This is a genomic window from Tardiphaga sp. 215_C5_N2_1 (assembly GCF_052076055.1).
GTDB lineage: Bacteria > Pseudomonadota > Alphaproteobacteria > Rhizobiales > Xanthobacteraceae > Tardiphaga > Tardiphaga robiniae.
This window is the reverse complement of sequence record NZ_CP197240.1, coordinates 5,675,450-5,692,162: the sequence shown is the minus strand read 5'-3', so window position 1 is coordinate 5,692,162 and position 16,713 is coordinate 5,675,450. Positions and strand designations below refer to the sequence as shown.

The 16,713-nt window shown below is 61.9% G+C and carries 15 protein-coding genes; 7 read left to right on the top strand and 8 right to left on the bottom strand.

From position 1 onward, the window contains the following. The first annotated feature begins 128 nt into the window (after positions 1 to 128). Entirely contained in the window at positions 129 to 1,034 is a 906-nt protein-coding gene (locus tag AB7828_RS27010; RefSeq protein WP_120288551.1) for a LysR family transcriptional regulator, read from the top strand. Between the two features lie 136 nt (positions 1,035 to 1,170). Next, positions 1,171 to 1,977, top strand: coding sequence for a DUF2076 domain-containing protein (locus tag AB7828_RS27005; RefSeq protein ID WP_441231662.1), 807 nt, complete (start codon positions 1,171 to 1,173; stop codon positions 1,975 to 1,977). A gap of 68 nt (positions 1,978 to 2,045) precedes the next feature. On the opposite strand, the gene AB7828_RS27000 is transcribed toward AB7828_RS27005, so the two are convergent. Then, positions 2,046 to 2,837 (bottom strand): L,D-transpeptidase, encoded by a 792-nt coding sequence (locus AB7828_RS27000; protein ID WP_441231661.1) that lies wholly within the window; start codon positions 2,835 to 2,837, stop codon positions 2,046 to 2,048. Between the two features lie 297 nt (positions 2,838 to 3,134). Here AB7828_RS27000 and AB7828_RS26995 point away from each other — a divergent pair, with 297 nt between their 5' ends. Then, positions 3,135 to 3,908, top strand: a complete 774-nt coding sequence (locus AB7828_RS26995; protein ID WP_089261924.1) for a protein phosphatase CheZ — start codon at positions 3,135 to 3,137, stop codon at positions 3,906 to 3,908. 29 nt (positions 3,909 to 3,937) lie between these two features. Here AB7828_RS26995 and AB7828_RS26990 read toward each other — a convergent pair whose 3' ends face one another. Both AB7828_RS26990 and AB7828_RS26985 read right to left on the bottom strand, forming a co-directional pair. Continuing rightward, a complete protein-coding gene (locus tag AB7828_RS26990) occupies positions 3,938 to 5,146 on the bottom strand; it encodes an MFS transporter (RefSeq protein ID WP_441231660.1) in 1,209 nt (402 codons plus the stop codon). Between the two features lie 47 nt (positions 5,147 to 5,193). After that, on the bottom strand, positions 5,194 to 5,721 hold the full coding sequence (locus AB7828_RS26985) for a hypothetical protein (protein ID WP_068733601.1): 528 nt from the start codon (positions 5,719 to 5,721) through the stop codon (positions 5,194 to 5,196). Between the two features lie 311 nt (positions 5,722 to 6,032). Here AB7828_RS26985 and AB7828_RS26980 point away from each other — a divergent pair, with 311 nt between their 5' ends. The 3 genes from AB7828_RS26980 (at position 6,033) to AB7828_RS26970 (ending at position 9,542) form a co-directional block, all read left to right on the top strand. After that, positions 6,033 to 6,329, top strand: coding sequence for a co-chaperone GroES (locus AB7828_RS26980; protein ID WP_089261928.1), 297 nt, complete (start codon positions 6,033 to 6,035; stop codon positions 6,327 to 6,329). Between the two features lie 148 nt (positions 6,330 to 6,477). Then, positions 6,478 to 8,133: a chaperonin GroEL gene (groL, locus tag AB7828_RS26975; RefSeq protein ID WP_068733597.1), complete on the top strand. Its 1,656-nt coding sequence runs from the start codon at positions 6,478 to 6,480 to the stop codon at positions 8,131 to 8,133. Between the two features lie 200 nt (positions 8,134 to 8,333). Next, the gene (locus AB7828_RS26970; RefSeq protein ID WP_441231659.1) at positions 8,334 to 9,542 is read left to right on the top strand and encodes a hypothetical protein; all 1,209 of its coding nucleotides are present in this window, start codon (positions 8,334 to 8,336) and stop codon (positions 9,540 to 9,542) included. A gap of 208 nt (positions 9,543 to 9,750) precedes the next feature. Here AB7828_RS26970 and AB7828_RS26965 read toward each other — a convergent pair whose 3' ends face one another. Both AB7828_RS26965 and AB7828_RS26960 read right to left on the bottom strand, forming a co-directional pair. Next, a complete protein-coding gene (locus AB7828_RS26965; RefSeq protein ID WP_441232320.1) occupies positions 9,751 to 10,146 on the bottom strand; it encodes an META domain-containing protein in 396 nt (131 codons plus the stop codon). 165 nt (positions 10,147 to 10,311) lie between these two features. Further along, entirely contained in the window at positions 10,312 to 11,979 is a 1,668-nt protein-coding gene (locus AB7828_RS26960; RefSeq protein WP_441231658.1) for an L-lactate permease, read from the bottom strand. A 277-nt stretch (positions 11,980 to 12,256) separates the two neighbouring features. On the opposite strand from AB7828_RS26960, the gene AB7828_RS26955 reads away from it, so the two are divergent. After that, positions 12,257 to 14,002 carry an ABC transporter ATP-binding protein/permease gene (locus tag AB7828_RS26955; RefSeq protein ID WP_441231657.1) on the top strand — a complete coding sequence of 582 codons (1,746 nt, stop codon included), beginning with the start codon at positions 12,257 to 12,259 and terminating at the stop codon, positions 14,000 to 14,002. A gap of 18 nt (positions 14,003 to 14,020) precedes the next feature. Here the strand turns inward: AB7828_RS26955 and AB7828_RS26950 are convergent, their stop codons facing one another. The 3 genes from AB7828_RS26950 to AB7828_RS26940 form a co-directional block, all read right to left on the bottom strand. Next, the gene (locus AB7828_RS26950) at positions 14,021 to 14,533 is read right to left on the bottom strand and encodes an HPP family protein (protein ID WP_089261937.1); all 513 of its coding nucleotides are present in this window, start codon (positions 14,531 to 14,533) and stop codon (positions 14,021 to 14,023) included. Between the two features lie 69 nt (positions 14,534 to 14,602). Then, on the bottom strand, positions 14,603 to 15,589 hold the full coding sequence (locus tag AB7828_RS26945; RefSeq protein WP_089261939.1) for a TorF family putative porin: 987 nt from the start codon (positions 15,587 to 15,589) through the stop codon (positions 14,603 to 14,605). 465 nt (positions 15,590 to 16,054) lie between these two features. After that, on the bottom strand, positions 16,055 to 16,648 hold the full coding sequence (locus tag AB7828_RS26940) for a hypothetical protein (RefSeq protein ID WP_441231656.1): 594 nt from the start codon (positions 16,646 to 16,648) through the stop codon (positions 16,055 to 16,057). Positions 16,649 to 16,713: the final 65 nt, after the last annotated feature.

The window sequence follows — 16,713 nt, the reverse complement described above, 5'->3', positions numbered from 1 at the left end:
TCTCTGCTGGGTTGAACTGGCTCTCCCCACCCTGCAGGCGAGCTACGCCCGGCTCAATCGCGGTTGTTTATACAAATAAATGATATAATAACTCCCGAGGCGGCCGAAGGGCGCCATCGGGAGGCTTGATGGATCTGCACCAGTTGCGCTGTTTTGTAACCGCGGCGGACGAACTGCATTTCGGCCGCGCGGCGCAGCGGCTCGAGATGATGCCGTCGGCACTCGGCCGCTACATCCGCCTCCTTGAGGACGATCTCGGCACACGCCTGCTGACGCGCACGACGCGCAGCGTCGCCCTGACCGATGATGGCGCCGAGTTTCTGAAACAGGCACGCGACCTGCTCGCCCGCGCGGATCAGATCGCATCGTCATTCCGGGCACGCGTGCGTGCCCGTGCAGCCACGATCCGGGTCGGCGCAATCGACAGCGCCGCCGCCGGGCTTCTGCCGGCGCTGCTTCACGATCTTCGCGAACGCGCCCCTGACCTTGCCATCAAGCTGGATGAGGACAAGACGATCCGGCTGCTGCCGCGCCTGCTGTCGGGCCGGCTCGATCTCGCTTTTGTCCGGCCGCCCGAGAGTGCCGACAAGCGGCTGGAATTCATGTTTCTGTTTCACGAGACAGCCGTCGTGGCTGTCTCCGAGCGCCATCCGCTGGCGTCGCGCACGCATCTGACGATCGCCGACATCGCCGACGAGCCGCTAATCGTGCCGGAGCGACGGTCGCGGCCGCATAGTCATGACCTGACGATGAAGCTGTTTGCGGAATCCGGGCTGCAGGCCAATGTCGTGCAGATCGCTGACGAGAAGCAGACCATCGTCAATCTCGTTGCCGCCGAAATCGGGCTGGCGATCGTGCCGCGCTGGACGTCTCGCATGCCCGCACGCGGCGTGCGCTATATGCCGCTCGGCATGGCGGCAATGAACCGGCTTCCGCTCGCCGCAGCCTGGGTCAGAGGGACCCGCGATCCGGCACGGGATCAGATTCTCGACATGCTGAAGGCCAATCTGGCGCGCTACGCGCTGGAAGCATGACAAGAGGAAGCACGACAAGGCTTGCCGGTCGTTTTGTCGCATAACTAAATTTAATCCAGGCGGCACTTATTGCGACACAAAGCGTCACTACATCTCCAGCGCGCAAAGCAAGCGCGCTTTGAAGACAGAGGACGCCATGACACCGCAAGAACGCCAACTGGTTGACGATCTCTTTGACCGGCTCAGCAAGGTCGAAGGCGCGCCACGCGATCCGGACGCGCTCGACGCCATTGCGCAGGGCCAGCGCCGCGCACCCAATGCGGTCTATGCGCTGGTGCAGACCGTATTGCTGCAGGACGAAGCGCTGAAGCGCGCCCATGAGCGCATCCAGCAACTGGAAGGCAACGGCGCCCCCGAACAGGCCGCTCAGGGCGGTTTCCTCGATTCGATGCGGGACGCCCTGTTCGGTCAGGGTCAGAACCCGAATCAGCCGCGCGGCTCGGTGCCGAGCGTTCGCCCGCCCGAGCCGAGCCGTCCTGCCTGGAACACTGGGCAGGTCATCGGCCAGCCACAGCCACGGGGTGGCTATGGTCAGGGCGGATACGGCCAAGGTCAGGCGCCGGGTCAGTTCGGCCAGCAGCAACCTCAGGCTGGTGGCGGCGGTTCGTTTCTGGGCACCGCAGCGGCAGCCGCAGCCGGCGTGGTCGGCGGCTCGCTTCTGCTCGGCAGCATCCGTTCGATGATGGGTGGCAGCCATCAGCAAGGTTTCGGCGATGCCGCCAATGCCAGCGAGAGCAAGAGCCCGTGGAGCTCCGGTTCGGATTCCTCCGGCGGCAACCTCGGCAATCAGGCCGGCGTCAATGATATCGGTTCGTCCAGCGGCTCGCGCGCCGGATCGTTCGATCAGGCGCAGGCCGATGCCGATCAGGACCAGGATCAAGACCAGGACGACGGCGATTATGACGCCATGGACTTGGATTCCGACGACAGCGATTTGGCCTGATCGTTTAGACCAGCAACACAAAAACGGCCGCTCTCACGAGCGGCCGTTTTCATGTGACGGAAGATCAATCAGATCACGACGACCCGGGCGCCAACGCCAACGCGGCCATAGAGATCGATGACATCCTCGTTGCGCATGCGGATGCAGCCTGAGGATACGTTGGTGCCGATTGTCCATGGCTCATTGGAGCCGTGAATACGATACAGGGTCGAACCGAGATACATTGCGCGTGCGCCGAGCGGATTCTCCGGACCGCCTTCCATGTAACGCGGCAGATCAGGACGGCGCGCCAGCATTTCCTTTGGCGGCGTCCACGACGGCCATTCCTTCTTCGCCGTGATCGTCTTCACACCGGACCAGGTGAAGCCTGGACGGCCGACGCCGATGCCATAGCGCATCGCTCTGCCACCGCCCTGCACCAGAAACAGGAACTTGTTCGGCGTATCGACAACGATGGTGCCGGCGCTTTCGCTGCCCTGATACTCGACCATCTGCGGCTGATACTTGGGATCGAGCGCGGGGCGCGCGGCATCTGCCGTCTCCTCCTGCTGATAAACACGCTGTTGCGGATCCATCGGCGGCAGCAGCGAACGTCGCTGCTCGTAAGAGTAATCCGGCTGTTGCTGATAACGCTGCCCCTGCTGCGCCGGACCATCGCTGAACAGAAACTCGATGAAGCCGCCGCCCATGCGCGAGCGTTCGGCGTAAGCCGTCCGCTGCATGGGGCGTTGCGGCTGCTGCGCATACACCACCGGAGGCTCGGCGAATTGCGCCGCGGCTTCCACCGCAAGTGTCTGATGCGATCCAGCGGCGATGAAAGATGCGCTGGCAAGAAGCGTGAGAGAGAACTTTTTGAACATCGACGTACTCTGCACTGTTTCGTCGTGCGCGTTCTCACCTGAGAAGCGCTTTGCACACTCCGACTTAAGGTTAAAATCGCCTCGGTTTGGTAAACACAATCGCCGTTTGGATTCACCACGTCGTCAAACGGCTCAGTTCTATTTGGTAGCGTTTATTTTGAATGAACGCCAAAGCCCCATGGTTAACTAACAGTTCTCTCGCGGAAATTTCGACTATAGGTGCGATGTTCCCGCGTGAACTTCACGTTAAACTCATGGGTATACGAACGGGGGATTGATTGAACGTTGGGGGACCTGATGTCTGTTCGTCGCAAGCGATTTCGCATTGAAGAAGTTTTCGGTACCGCGCCTATGCCCAATGAAGTGGTGGGCAGCAGCGAGCCGATGCCAATGCATCGCGAAATCATGGCTGAGCTCCGCGCGATCCGCGCGCAGATGGGAGCGCCGGCCCGCAACGCCGTGACAGATCAGGTCGGCGCCGCCGCCGATCAGCAGGTTGCGGAAGCACAGGCGCTGCTGGCCACCTACCGCGCTCAGATCGAGCAGTGCGAAAAGCTCAAGATCGAACTCGATCTGATCCACGACGCCATTACGCGCACCAAGATGGAAATCGCAGTTCTTCACGGCAAGAGCTTTGAAGGCGACGAAATGGCGAAGGTCAACGGTGAGCTCGGCGCCGTCGTCGGCGGCACCGAAGAAGCCACGCAGCAGATTCTCGCCGCAGCCGAAGCCATCGATAATGCATCGACAGCGCTCGGCAAGGTGACCTCACCCGATCAGCAGAAGCAGATGCTGGAAGAGATCGGCGATAACGTCGTCGCGATCTTCGAAGCCTGTAACTTCCAGGACCTCACCGGCCAGCGCATCAGCAAGGTCATGACCACGATGAAGTTCATCGAGAACCGCATCACCGCGATGATGGACATCTGGGGTGGCGTCGATGAGATCAAGGCGCATGCGCCGGCCAAGGTCGATGACCGCAGCGAAGACGACAAGCTACTCAACGGCCCGAAGCTGGACGGCGACGTCGGCCATGCTTCGCAGGACGATATCGACGCGCTGTTCGGCTAAGATAATTTTCGACCACAGTTAGAGATCGCTTAACGCCGGGCAGCAATGCCCGGCGTTTTTATCATCACGAAACAGAGCAGCACCGCGAGTGCCAGCACGGTCCCAAGCAGCAGCACCATGCGGTCGGACAGCGTCTCGACCGCGGATGCCACCACGAACGGTGCAAAGGCCTGCACGAACAAAGCCGGCCGCGCGATACGGCCGATCACACGGCCATACCCCACCGGGCCAAACATCAGAAGCGGCAGCGCACCGCGCGCGATGGTCATGACGCCATTGGCGGCGCCGAATCCGATAGCGAACAAGGCCGCCAGCGGAAACGAAATCCCTGCAAAGGCCAGCATTGCGAAGGCCGATACTACAAGCACCACCGCCCCGCGCGCGATCCACAGCGGATGGGTGCGCCCCGCCAGCATGAAGTCCGCCAGCCGCGATGCCACCTGCGCCGGTCCGAACATCGCACCGATGGTCACCGCCGTTGCAGCACTGAGCCCGCCGCGCTCCAGCAGCGCCAGCAGGTTCGAGGTCACGCCCGACAGAATGAAGCTGTAAAGCGAGAACGCCGCCGCCAGCAGGATGAACGGCCAGCCTTCCGGGCGCTGGGTTGCCTGCTGGGGGACGACAACGGCGTCCACCACGGGCAGAGGCGCGACGGCGACGTGGCGCGGCAATGCAAAAGCATGAAGCGGCGCAACGACAAAGGCGAAGATCGCTGCGAAGGTCAGATAGGTCCCGCGCCAGCCGACAGCCTCAAGCAGAAGATGGGTCGCCGGCCAGCCGACCGTCGAGGCGAAGCCGCCTGCAAAGGTCACGAAGGTGATCTGCCGCCGCGCCGAGGCACCGAAGATACGCGTCAACGTGGCGAAGGCGGGATCGTAGAGCGACGCAGACATTGCAGCGCCGAGCAACAGCCAGCAGGCCAGATAGGTCGCGGGATGATCGGCGACTGAAAACAGAGCGAGACCCAAGGCACCGGCCAATGCGCCCGATGCCATGACGACATTGCCGCCGTGGCGGTCGATCAATCCACCAACCACCGGCGACAGTAGTCCCGATACGATCAACCCCAGCGAAAAGCCCGCCATGCCGAAGGCCAGCGACCAGCCATGCGCCGCCGTGATATGCGGCATGGTCAGCACAGGTGGATAGATCAGGATGCCCCAGGTCAGGATCTGGGTGAATGCCAGCACAAGGACCGCGCGGCCCGGTCCGAAAACAAGGTCGCGCAATCGGTGCATGGGCTCACGTCTTCAAGGGAGTGGCGGGACCCGCCTTACGCCTCAGGTCAGGCCTTGGGTGCGCAACGGACATAGACCATGTTGCCGTAGCGAACCGCAGCGTCCTTGTCGATGAAGCGCGTGACGAGAATCCGGCCGTCGAAGGAGACGATCTCGCGATCCTTCTCACCACCGGCGGGACCGGGCGGGCCGATATAGTTCTTGCCGCTCGGCGAGCCCTTGAGGCGCAGTTCCTGCGGCGTCGCCTCGTCGGCGAGATGCATGATGACGCCGCCGGTGGCGCCCTGGCCGATGATATAGGGCTGCTTGCACTGGCCGCGCGCGGCGTTCTCAGTGCGAACGCGATCATTGGGATTCATGTAAGATGCCAGACCCCAGCGGCCGACGAGTTCTTCCGAGCGGATCGAGGCTGGCAGTTCCGGCGCCGGCGGGGGCTCCGGCGGCGGTGTCGGCTGCGAGTTCCCAAAGCTGAACCCGCCCAATCCACCAGACGTGCCGCACCCGCCCAATGACAGCGCCAAAGTTGAAACGATCGCCAGATGGGCAACCGTGCGGGCGTAGCGTGACCTGATCATATTATCCCCTAGAGCAAATTCCCCGGCTGCCCGTCCCGGCAGCCAAGCGCAAAACACCTGACGGCGCAATGAGGTCGGCAGAATTACGCCGACTCTCCATTATGGTTTCCAGATCATCCTATATTGGCCTCACCAAGGCCTTAAGGCCTCGCTTGACTCAAAAAGCGTCTGGCCATATTTCCCGGACGCTCAATTAGCACTCCCGGAGCGCGATTGCTAAGGGAATGAGCCGGCCGCCTTGAGCGTTCCGGCTGGATTCCCGCCCGCCTCCGAGATGGCAACGAAATCGCAAACCCTAAAGGGACACTCCCATGGCCAAGACCAAATTCCGCCCGCTGCACGACCGCGTCGTCGTCAAGCGCATCGTCGCCGACGAGAAGACCAAGGGCGGCATCATCATCCCGGACAGCGCCAAGGAAAAGCCGTCTGAAGGCGAAGTCGTCGGCGTGGGCCCCGGTGGCCGCGACGAAGCCGGCAAGCTGATCCCGATCGACATCAAGGTCGGCGACAAGGTTCTGTTCGGCAAGTGGTCGGGTACCGAGATCAAACTCGACGGCGAAGAACTCCTCATCATGAAGGAGTCGGACATCATGGGCGTGATCGCTTAAAGCTATCCGCTCCGACCTCGTCCTGAGGAGGCAGCGCAGCTGCCGTCTCGAAGGATGAAGCCACAAACAATATCCCATCAGCTCATCCTTCGAGACGCGGGCTAACGCCCGCTCCTCAGGATGAGGGAAATCACCAGGAGTTATCCCAATGGCAGCCAAAGACGTTAAATTCTCCGGAGACGCGCGCGATCGCATGCTGCGCGGCGTCGACATTCTCGCCAACGCCGTCAAGGTCACGCTCGGTCCGAAGGGCCGCAATGTCGTGATCGAGAAGTCGTTCGGCGCTCCGCGCATCACCAAGGACGGCGTCACCGTCGCCAAGGAGATCGAGCTCGAGGACAAGTTCGAGAACATGGGCGCGCAGATGCTGCGCGAAGTCGCCTCGAAGACCAACGACACCGCAGGCGACGGCACCACCACCGCCACCGTGCTGGCCCAGGCCATCGTCCGTGAAGGCGCCAAGTCGGTTGCTGCCGGCATGAACCCGATGGACCTCAAGCGCGGCATCGATATCGCCGTCGCCGCCGTCATCAAGGACATCACCAAGCGCGCCAAGCCGGTTGCGTCTTCGGCTGAAGTCGCCCAGGTCGGCACCATCTCCGCCAACGGCGACGCTGCCATCGGCAAGATGATCGCCCAGGCAATGCAGAAGGTCGGCAACGAAGGCGTCATCACGGTTGAAGAGAACAAGTCGCTCGAGACCGAAGTCGACATCGTCGAGGGCATGAAGTTCGATCGCGGCTACCTGTCGCCCTACTTCGTCACCAATGCCGAGAAGATGACCGCCGAGCTCGAGGACGTGTACGTCCTGCTCGTCGAGAAGAAGATCTCCAGCCTGCAGGCCATGCTGCCGGTGCTCGAAGCCGTGGTGCAGTCGGGCAAGCCGCTGCTGATCATCGCTGAAGACGTCGAAGGCGAAGCCCTCGCCACCCTCGTCGTCAACCGCCTGCGCGGTGGCCTCAAGGTTGCTGCCGTCAAGGCACCGGGCTTCGGCGATCGCCGCAAGGCGATGCTGGAAGACCTTGCGATCTTGACCGGCGGTCAGCTCGTCTCGGAAGATCTCGGCATGAAGCTGGAAAGCGTCACGCTCGCCATGCTCGGCCGCGCCAAGAAGGTCGTGATCGACAAGGAAAACACCACTGTCGTCAACGGCGCTGGCAAGAAGCCGGCGATCGAAGCCCGCGTCAATCAGATCAAGGCGCAGATCGAGGAAACCACCTCGGACTACGACCGTGAGAAGCTGCAGGAGCGTCTGGCCAAGCTTGCAGGCGGCGTCGCGGTGATCCGCGTCGGCGGCGCGACCGAAGTCGAAGTGAAGGAAAAGAAGGATCGCGTGGATGACGCGCTGAACGCCACCCGTGCGGCCGTTCAGGAAGGCATCGTCCCCGGTGGCGGTACTGCGCTTCTACGCGCCAAGAAGGCCGTCGGCCGTCTCACCAACGAGAACGCCGATGTGCAGGCCGGTATCAACATCGTGCTGAAGGCGCTGGAAGCTCCAATCCGCCAGATCGCCGAAAACGCCGGCGTTGAAGGTTCGATCGTGGTCGGCAAGATCCTAGACGAGAAGTCCGAGACCTTCGGCTTCGACGCGCAGACCGAAACCTATGTCGACATGGTCGCCAAGGGCATCATCGATCCGGCCAAGGTGGTGCGTACTGCACTGCAGGACGCCGCCTCGGTTGCCGGCCTGCTGGTCACCACCGAAGCCATGGTCGCCGAACTGCCGAAGGAAGCTGCACCGGCGATGCCGGGCGGTGGCGGCGGTATGGGTGGCATGGGCGGAATGGGAGGCATGGGCTTCTAAGCCCTGCTTTCACGCTCAACTGCATTGTGATCGAAGGCCGCCTCCGGGCGGCCCTCTTTTTTGCCCTGATACAATGCGCCTGCGACTTATGGCCTTTCGCCTTGGTCGCGGTTCTGATTCAATCCCGTGATTAATCTCGCATGGGCGGAATCAGATAAATCCGCCCGGAGACACGTCGATAACGTCCAGGGACTTTTGAAATGCGCGCGCTTCATCTTTGTCTGCTCGGCCTTACGGTCACCGCCTCGGTTGGGACCGTCCACCACGCCTTCGCGCAGGTGAAAGCCGCGCCGAAGAGCCAGCCGGCAGGCCCCGAGACGCGCTATTTCACCTCGATCGACGGCGTCATGAACGGCAATGCCGACGTCATCCTGCGCGAGACGCGGCAGGGCAAGGCCGTGACCGCCGCGACGCTTGATGTCTGCTATCCCGCCGAGAAGGGCAGCGACCGCAAGGATCGCTTCGTCGCCAATCTCACGGTCAGCGGTTCGACGTTGACCGGCGCAACGCAGACCCAGGTCGACAAGCTGCCGGTGACCATCAAACTGAATCGCCGGCCGACCGGCGACACGTTCGAATTCAAGGGGCAGATCTCGGTCGGTCAGACCAACAACAACGTGACCTCCTCGGACAATTCCGATCAGAGCGAGAAGGAATTCCAGGACAATCAGTCCACCGACGACAATATCGCGCCCGCGCCGAAGGATTTCACCGAAGTCTCGCCAGAAGCCATCGCGGTGAAGATCAAGCTCGAAGCCGCACTCGATTTCGTCCGCACGCTGCGCGGGCAGAATGTCGAAGTGGCGTTGAACAGCCTGGCCGTATCGTGCGATGCACTGCGCGCCGGCGAGCAGGTCATCAGCCTCGCCATCGATCCGGAACGCGCCGCGACGTTCGTCGCCAAAACCAAGACCTATCCCGGCGTCGTCAATGTCGGCTGGACCACGGGCGCTATCGACATGGATCGTACCGTGCGCCTTGCAGCCGCCGACTGGCGCGATGGTGACAAGATCAATCGCGACAAGGTTGCGACCACGCTGGCGAATGTGCTCGCCAAGACCATGTCGGGCAAACCTGCCGCCGCGTCATGGGACGACGAGACCGGAAAGCTCAAGCTGACCTTCAAGCGCCCGAGTCAGGTACTGCCCGCGCTCGAATTGACGGAGACGGTCGAGGTCAACGCGATCATCGCTCCCGACAAGCCCGGCACGACGGATAAGCTGATCCTGTGGGTCAGCACGCCGTCAGTCACCACTGCGGATGAGAACTCGGGCGCGAAGCTGGCTCTCGCGGATTCGCCGACGGCCGATGAAGAGAGTGATCCGCGCGACGACAACGGCGCGGTTGCAGCTGTCGCGGCGGAGTTCAAGGCACAGCGTTGGGATGCAGATAATTCGAACTGGAAGTAGCACGTAAGACTACGCTCTTTCTTCCCCTCTCCCCCAGCGCAGCAAGGAGAGGGTGCCTGAGCGCAGCGAAGGCGGGAGAGGGCCGGAGTTCGTGGCGCCCCCTCTCCCCGTCTCGAACCGCTTCGCGGTTCGATCCACCCTCTCCCGCCTGGCGGAGCTACGCTCCGCGGGGGAGAGGGGAAGTGGAGCGCCTTCGCAGCTTAAACTATCAATTCGTATTCAACCTGAACCCGAGCGACTTCGGCCCGACGAACGTCACTGCATCACCGCGCCGCTGCCAATTGGTGGCCGCGCCGAGATCGGCGATCAACTGATCGTCCATCGCGGCCTGTGCGTCCGAGCAACTGCGGTTCTCCATCGCGCCGGCGACGAAGACGACGGTGTTGCCAGCGACCGAGAACTGCCCCTTGCCGCCCTTGCACCACAACTCCACCCGCGCCTCGCCGGCCTCGCCGATTTCCAGATTGGGAATCCGCTTCGAGCGGGGCTGACGCTGTGCATCCAGAGTCATTTCCATGCCGAATGGAAACTCTTCGGCGGCATGCGCAGGGACGGCAATCAGAAACGCAGCGCCGGCAAGAGCGGCCCGCAGCAAAGTGGTCATGGCAGTCATATGAATTCTCGGCGTGATGGGATCGGCGACAATGGCCGCGGTTCTACGCGCGGCCGCGACGGTTGACCAGAACCGTCGGGAAACAATATGGCGCGACAACGAAAAAACCCCGCGGCCTTGCAGCCGCGGGGTTTCGTCATTGAATCCTTGTGTGCCCTACGGCGCCAGGACCATCAGCGTGAACGGATAGACATAGGCCTGCAGCATCACGAACAGGCCGACCATGCAGGCCAGCACGATCGAGTGCCAGAACACGAAGCGCAGGATCGTGCCCTCATGCCCGAACCAGTTGGTTGCGGTGGAGGCCACAACGATCGATTGCGCGTCGATCATCTTGCCCATCACGCCGCCGGACGAGTTCGCCGCGCTCATAAGGATCGGCGACAGACCGAGCTGTTCGGACGTGATCCTCTGCAGGTTGCCAAACAGCACGTTCGATGCGGTATCCGAACCGGTGAGCGCCACGCCGAGCCAGCCAAGCAGTGTGCCGAAGAACGGGTACAGCACGCCGGTGGCAGCGAAGGCCAGACCGAGCGTCGCGTCGACACCCGACAGACGCGTGAGCGTGCCGATGGCCAGCATCGCCGAGATGGTGATCAGCGAGTAGGCACAGATCTTCATGGTGCGGCCATATTCCACAATCATCTTCGCAGGCGAAAAGCCCATGATGAAGCCGGAGATGATCGCAGCCAGCAACATGCCGCTGCCGGTATAGGAGACGTAGGTGAACGCGAACACCGCGCCTTCCGGCGTCGGCTTGGCGGCCACCGGCGGCACCTTGTTGATCATGTTGTGCAGTTCAGGCACTGGAAAATTCCAGGAGAAGATCGGGTTGACGATCCCCTTGAACCAGTTGGTGCCCCAGACCAGCAGGATGACGCAGAGGATGATCCATGGCGTCAGCGCGCTCCAGACCTGAGCCGAGGTCAGCTTCTCCGTGCTCATCGGTTTCACCGGCGGCACGGTGGACGCGGAATCGTCGTGCTGGCGCAGCGCGGCCGAGGTCCAGATCGTCTTGGGCTGCCAGACCTTCAGGAACAGGATCAACGCGCCCATCGAGATCAGCGAGGCGCCGATGTCGACGATCCACGGATTGATGAAGTTCGAGATCACGAATTGCGGGATCGCGAAGGAGAGCGCGGTAACGAGGATGGCAGGCCAGACTTCCTTCATGCCCTTCCAGCCGGCAAAGGCCCAGACCACCCAGAACGGGACGATCATGGAGAAGATCGGCAACTGTCGACCGACCATCGCGCCCAGAATGAAGGGGTCGAAGCCGGTGACGGTGGCGAGGCCCTGGATTGGCGTGCCGAGCGCGCCATAAGCGACGGGCGCGGTGTTGGCGATCAGCGACAGGCCGGACGCAGCCAGCGGCGAGAAGCCGAGGCCGATCAGCACGGCGCCGGTGACGGCCACCGGCGTACCGAAGCCCGACGCGCCCTCGAAGAATGCGCCGAACGAAAACGCGATCAGCAGGATCTGCAGGCGGCGGTCATTGGTGACGCCGCCGATGGCGCGTTGCAGTACCTCGAAGCGGCCGCTGTCCACCGTGAGGCGATACATGAAGATGACGTTGAGGACGATCCAGCCAATCGGGAAGAAGCCGGTGACGACGCCGAGCGCCGATGCGCGAAGCGACATATTGGCGGGCATCGTGAATGCGTAGATCGCCACAAGATTGGCCAGCACCAGCGCAATGATCGCAGCGATATGTGCCTTGACCTTGTTGGTGGCGATTAGCACCAGCAGGACGACCACCGGTATCGCGGCTACAAGCGTCGAGATCGTCGAGCTATTGAATGGATTGTAGACCTGATTCCACATGGTCGTTCTCCCCCTTTATATTATTGCAGCGGCTCGATCGTTATCGATCGGCAAATTGCTGATTGTTCACTTGCGAGGGCATCCACGATCGGTCAAAGCCGATAGCGCCCATAGGCTACGCGAAGGCGAGGCCCCCATGCCTCGCTTTTCGTCATGCTAGGGTGAATCACAGTTTCGCGACAAGGTGCCGCAGGCCATCAAACCAGCTACTTTAGTCTAAACGCTGGAATTCATTTTTGATCTTAAGGGCTTAGGGCCCTCCTCCTGGAGACGACCTGTGAATAACATCCGCTCCACGCTCGCGACCGTCTGGCGGATCGCGGTTCCTTATTTTCGTTCCGAGGACAAATGGGCGGGACTCGGACTCCTCACGGCGGTGATCGCCATCGAGCTGGCGGTGGTCGGTCTCAGCGTCTTGTTCAATCGCTGGAACAACACCTTCTACAACGCACTGCAGGACAGAAACCTCGACGTCTTCACCTATCAGCTCGCTTACTTCAGCGTGCTTGCCGCGATCAACATCGCACTCAAGGTCTATCAGCTCTACCTCAACCAGTGGCTCCAGATCCGCTGGCGGCGCTGGATGACCGAGCGCTATCTCGGCAACTGGCTCGCCGACGCCAACCACTATCGCATGCAGCTGCAGGGCGACGCTGCCGACAACCCGGATCAGCGCATCGCCGAAGACGTGAAGCTGTTCGTGGAGAAGACGCTCGACATCGGCATCGGCCTGTTGAGTTCGGTCGTCACGCTGCTCTCCTTCGTGATCATCCTGTGGGGCCTGTCCGACGCGGCGCCGCTGCATGTGTTCGGCCGGGATATCCCGATTCCCGGCTATCTCGTCTGGGGCGCGCTTGTTTACGCCGTGATCGGCACTGCGCTGACCCACTATATCGGTGCACCGTTGATGGCACTGAATTTCCAGCAGCAGCGCTATGAAGCGGACTTCCGCTTCAATCTGGTGCGTGCGCGCGAAAATGCCGAGCAGATCGCTCTCCTGCGCGGCGAGCCGGTCGAGCGCCAGCGACTCTCGACCCGCTTCCAGCTGGTCGTCGGCAACTGGATCGACATCATGCGCCGCACCAAGAAGCTGACATCCTTCACGGTCAGCTATCAGCAGATCGCGATCATCCTGCCCTATGTTCTGGTCGCGCCAGCCTATTTTGCGGAGAAGGTCCAGCTCGGCGCCGTGATGCAGACCGCGGATGCGTTCGGCACCGTGCAGGGTGCGCTTTCATTCTTCGTCACGGCCTATCGCACACTGGCGGAATGGCAGTCCGGCGTGATGCGCCTTGATGGCTTCGAGACAGCCATTGCCAACGTACAGGCGCTGACGACCAAGGCCGATATCGTTCACGCCACTGAGACCGGCGCCAGCGACATCGCACTGAGCGATCTGACGCTCACCCTCCCCAATGGCGCTCCCATGGTGCAGACGCCGGGCTTCAGCTTCCGCCGCGGGGAACGCACGCTGTTTACGGGCCCATCGGGCTCCGGAAAATCTACGCTGTTCCGCGCCATCGCCGGCATCTGGCCATTCGGCAAGGGCAAGATCTCCATCCCCGCGGATGCGGCGATCATGATGCTGCCGCAGCGCCCGTACTTCCCGGTCGGTACATTGCTGGATGCGGTGGCTTATCCTGCCGGGACCGACGCGTTCAGCCAACAGGAGGTCGGCGATGCCGTCAGGTCCGTGGGTCTGCCCGCGCTGGCGACCCGACTTGACGAAGATGGCCACTGGAATCGCATGCTGTCGCTCGGTGAACAGCAGCGCCTCGGCGTCGCCCGCGCACTGCTGCAAAAGCCGCAATACCTCTTCCTTGACGAGGCTACCGCATCGCTCGACGAACCATCGGAAGCGGCTTTGTACCGGCTGCTGGAAGACAAGCTGCCTGGCACGACCATCGTTTCGATCGGCCACCGCAACACGCTCGATGACTTGCATCAGCGCAAGGTGTCGCTAACGCGGTCCGGCGATCACTTCGCGCTGGGAGATGCAAAGGCCAGGACGGAAACTGCCTGAGGCGTGACACGCGCCCCGCTAAAGCCAGTGCCGCGGCCAGTCGCGGCCTGCCGCATAGCGATGCCAGACAAACGTGAAACTCGCGAGCAGCAGCGCGCCGACCAGCACCGGCGCGAGCAGGAACGTCCACGGTAGGGCGTGAGACACGACCAGTAGCGGGTTGATCCCGGCGGGCGGGTGGAATGTGCCGGTGACATACATCGCCAGCACAGCGAGGCCGACTGCCATGGCGGCGGCCCAGGCATGGGGGCCGGTCAGCTTGAGCACCGCGAGCCCTACCAGCGTCGCGACGATGTGTCCGCCGACCAACGCGCGCGGCTGCGCCGGCTCGGCTTCGGGTGAGCCGATCACGAGGACGATCGAGGTCGCAAAGGGGATGATGACCAGCGGATAATGCGCAACGGCCGAGAAGAACTCCATCACACCGATGGCAATCCCCGCCCCCAGCCCGGCAACGGCACCAGCCAGCGCATTGCGATGATTGTTGCGACGGATCGTCTTCGCTGCCCGTCGCAACCAGTCCCGATTCATGGAAGCTCTATCCCAAAAGAAAAGGGGCGGCAGATCGCTCTGCCGCCCCTTCGATCTCAGTCGAAGTTCTTACTTCAGGTTGGTCATCGCGGTCAGGTCAGCCGACAGCTTGACGATGCCGGTGGCGCCGCACCAGCTCGAGCCAGCGCCCGACGGGTTGATCGCGGTGAAGTTGGTGCCGGCGGCAGGAGCCGTGAAGTCCGAAGTGAAGGCGTTGCAATCACCCTTGGACAGGTTGGTGTCCGAGTAGCGCAGGTCAAGCGTGAAGACCTTGTAGGTGAAGCCGATGCCGATGTTCCAGGTGTTGTAGTCGGCGTACTTGATGCCGTTCGGGAAGGCGACGGTACCGTAGAAGGAATCCGAAGTGCCGAGCCACTGGCGACCGAACTCGCCCGAAACGTAGGAGCCGATGCCGGTCGAACCGAACCAGGTCGACGGCGCGATCACCTTACCGGTGATCGAAGCATAGGTACCTTCGGCGCCGGTGTTCAAGAAGTTCGGCGAGTAGAACGCGTTGCCGCCCAGCGAGAAGTAGTCGTTGAAGGTGTAGTTGAGCTTGGCATAGCCTTCGTAGAAGCTTGCGTTCTTCTTGGCGACGCTGCCGTTGGGCAGCGCGACAGCGGAGAGATCGCCACCGCAGAAGGCGGGGGTGTTGAAGCACTGGCCGCCCGGATAGCCGTAATAGAAGAAGCCGAAGTCGAACGCTGCTGCGCCCCAGGTCGGGCGGATACCGAAGTAGCCATCGAGTTCCATCGACGCGCGGTTCGGGAAGGCGATGCTCTCACCGGAGACACCAGCGTAGATCTGGACGTCCTTGGTGATGTTGTAGCGCGGCTCGAAATAAGCTGCGACCGAACCCTTGTTGCCGTTCGACTGGGTGATACCGCGGAACACGTAGTTGCTCATGACGGCAGCGCCGAAAGCGATGTCCCAAGGATCGTAGGCCGCCACGATCGGCGGCGCCTTCTTGTACATCTTCGCGCCCAGATCGGCTGCGGAAGCCGAGCTCATCCCCATGGCGAGCACCGCAGCAGAGGCGACAACAATTTTCTTCATGACATTCCCCATCACTTTTGAAACCAGAGGCAGTTCCGTGTCCGAAAGACGGCGAGACCGCGAAATTCATCGACTAAACGCAACTTTGAGGCGCAAAGCCGCAGTGGTGAAGGAAAAAAAACGAGCAAGTGCCGCCTAAATAGGCGTTCTGACGTTTCCGTGAGAGGTTGTGGCGCGGTGTTGCAAAAGCACAACGTTTTTGGAGGGATTCCAGCCCGAAAATACCACCACGGGGAATTACCACTGACTGGGAATTGTGGATTGCCGTCCGTGGAGCGGTTAACAGCTGCCCGTCAGAGCCTCCGGGCCGACGATCACTCGAATCGCCTGCAAATTCAGGACACCCGGCATCGGTTGAAATACGCATGCGCGGCAGAGCCTGACCAAGCAAAAACCGCAGCGGCGAGCGCTGCGGTTTTCCGGAGTTTATTGGCGAGTCAGGAACGCGGACTTAATCCGGTTCGACTATCTGGTTTCGTCGTGATCGGGCGACGTATCGCCAGGAGATTCGATTGCCGTCGTCTCGCCTGAAGAATGCCCTTCGACCGGGGACGGATCAGGCTCCGGCGTCGCCCAGCTCGGTGTCTCAGCGATTGCCGGTGCGACCGGCTTGGGCTTGGGAGCACGCGGCTTGCGCGGCGGCTTCGGCGGCAGCGCAACCGGCGCTGGAGCTTCTGTTACAGCGGGCGCGGGCGCCGTGCTCGACAACAGCGTAGAAGGAACCTTCACGGACTTCTTGGCAGCTTTCTTCGGTGTTGCTTTCTTGGCGGCCTTTTTCGGCGCAGCCTTCTTCACTGCCTTCTTGGCGGGAGCTTTCTTCGGCGCCTTCTTGGCAGACTTCTTCGCGGCCTTCTTGACGGTCTTCTTGGTGGCTTTCTTGGCCGCCTTCTTCACCGTCTTCTTGGCTGATTTCTTCGCAGCCTTCTTGGCCGCTTTCTTCACAGCCTTCTTCGCGGATTTCTTGACTGACTTCTTGGAGGACTTCTTCGCGGGTTTCGCCGCCGTCAAAAGCTTCTTCTGCTTTTTCTTGTCCTTCTTCAACTTCTTGCCTTTAGCCATCGTGGTCCTCCTGTTGGCGCCGATCCAAAAGGGACCGGCGTTTCAAGTCTTCCGCGCCAGCGCGG

Coding starts and splice junctions, on each gene's coding strand:
- AB7828_RS26945 (WP_089261939.1), bottom strand. CDS start 15,589: ATGAAGAAAATTGTTGTCGCCTCTGCTGCGGTGCTCGCCATGGGGATG.
- AB7828_RS26940 (WP_441231656.1), bottom strand. CDS start 16,648: ATGGCTAAAGGCAAGAAGTTGAAGAAGGACAAGAAAAAGCAGAAGAAG.
- AB7828_RS27005 (WP_441231662.1), top strand. CDS start 1,171: ATGACACCGCAAGAACGCCAACTGGTTGACGATCTCTTTGACCGGCTC.
- AB7828_RS26965 (WP_441232320.1), bottom strand. CDS start 10,146: ATGACCACTTTGCTGCGGGCCGCTCTTGCCGGCGCTGCGTTTCTGATT.
- AB7828_RS26980 (WP_089261928.1), top strand. CDS start 6,033: ATGGCCAAGACCAAATTCCGCCCGCTGCACGACCGCGTCGTCGTCAAG.
- AB7828_RS26960 (WP_441231658.1), bottom strand. CDS start 11,979: ATGTGGAATCAGGTCTACAATCCATTCAATAGCTCGACGATCTCGACG.
- AB7828_RS27000 (WP_441231661.1), bottom strand. CDS start 2,837: ATGTTCAAAAAGTTCTCTCTCACGCTTCTTGCCAGCGCATCTTTCATC.
- AB7828_RS26990 (WP_441231660.1), bottom strand. CDS start 5,146: ATGCACCGATTGCGCGACCTTGTTTTCGGACCGGGCCGCGCGGTCCTT.
- AB7828_RS27010 (WP_120288551.1), top strand. CDS start 129: ATGGATCTGCACCAGTTGCGCTGTTTTGTAACCGCGGCGGACGAACTG.
- AB7828_RS26970 (WP_441231659.1), top strand. CDS start 8,334: ATGCGCGCGCTTCATCTTTGTCTGCTCGGCCTTACGGTCACCGCCTCG.
- AB7828_RS26950 (WP_089261937.1), bottom strand. CDS start 14,533: ATGAATCGGGACTGGTTGCGACGGGCAGCGAAGACGATCCGTCGCAAC.
- AB7828_RS26985 (WP_068733601.1), bottom strand. CDS start 5,721: ATGATCAGGTCACGCTACGCCCGCACGGTTGCCCATCTGGCGATCGTT.
- AB7828_RS26995 (WP_089261924.1), top strand. CDS start 3,135: ATGTCTGTTCGTCGCAAGCGATTTCGCATTGAAGAAGTTTTCGGTACC.
- groL (WP_068733597.1), top strand. CDS start 6,478: ATGGCAGCCAAAGACGTTAAATTCTCCGGAGACGCGCGCGATCGCATG.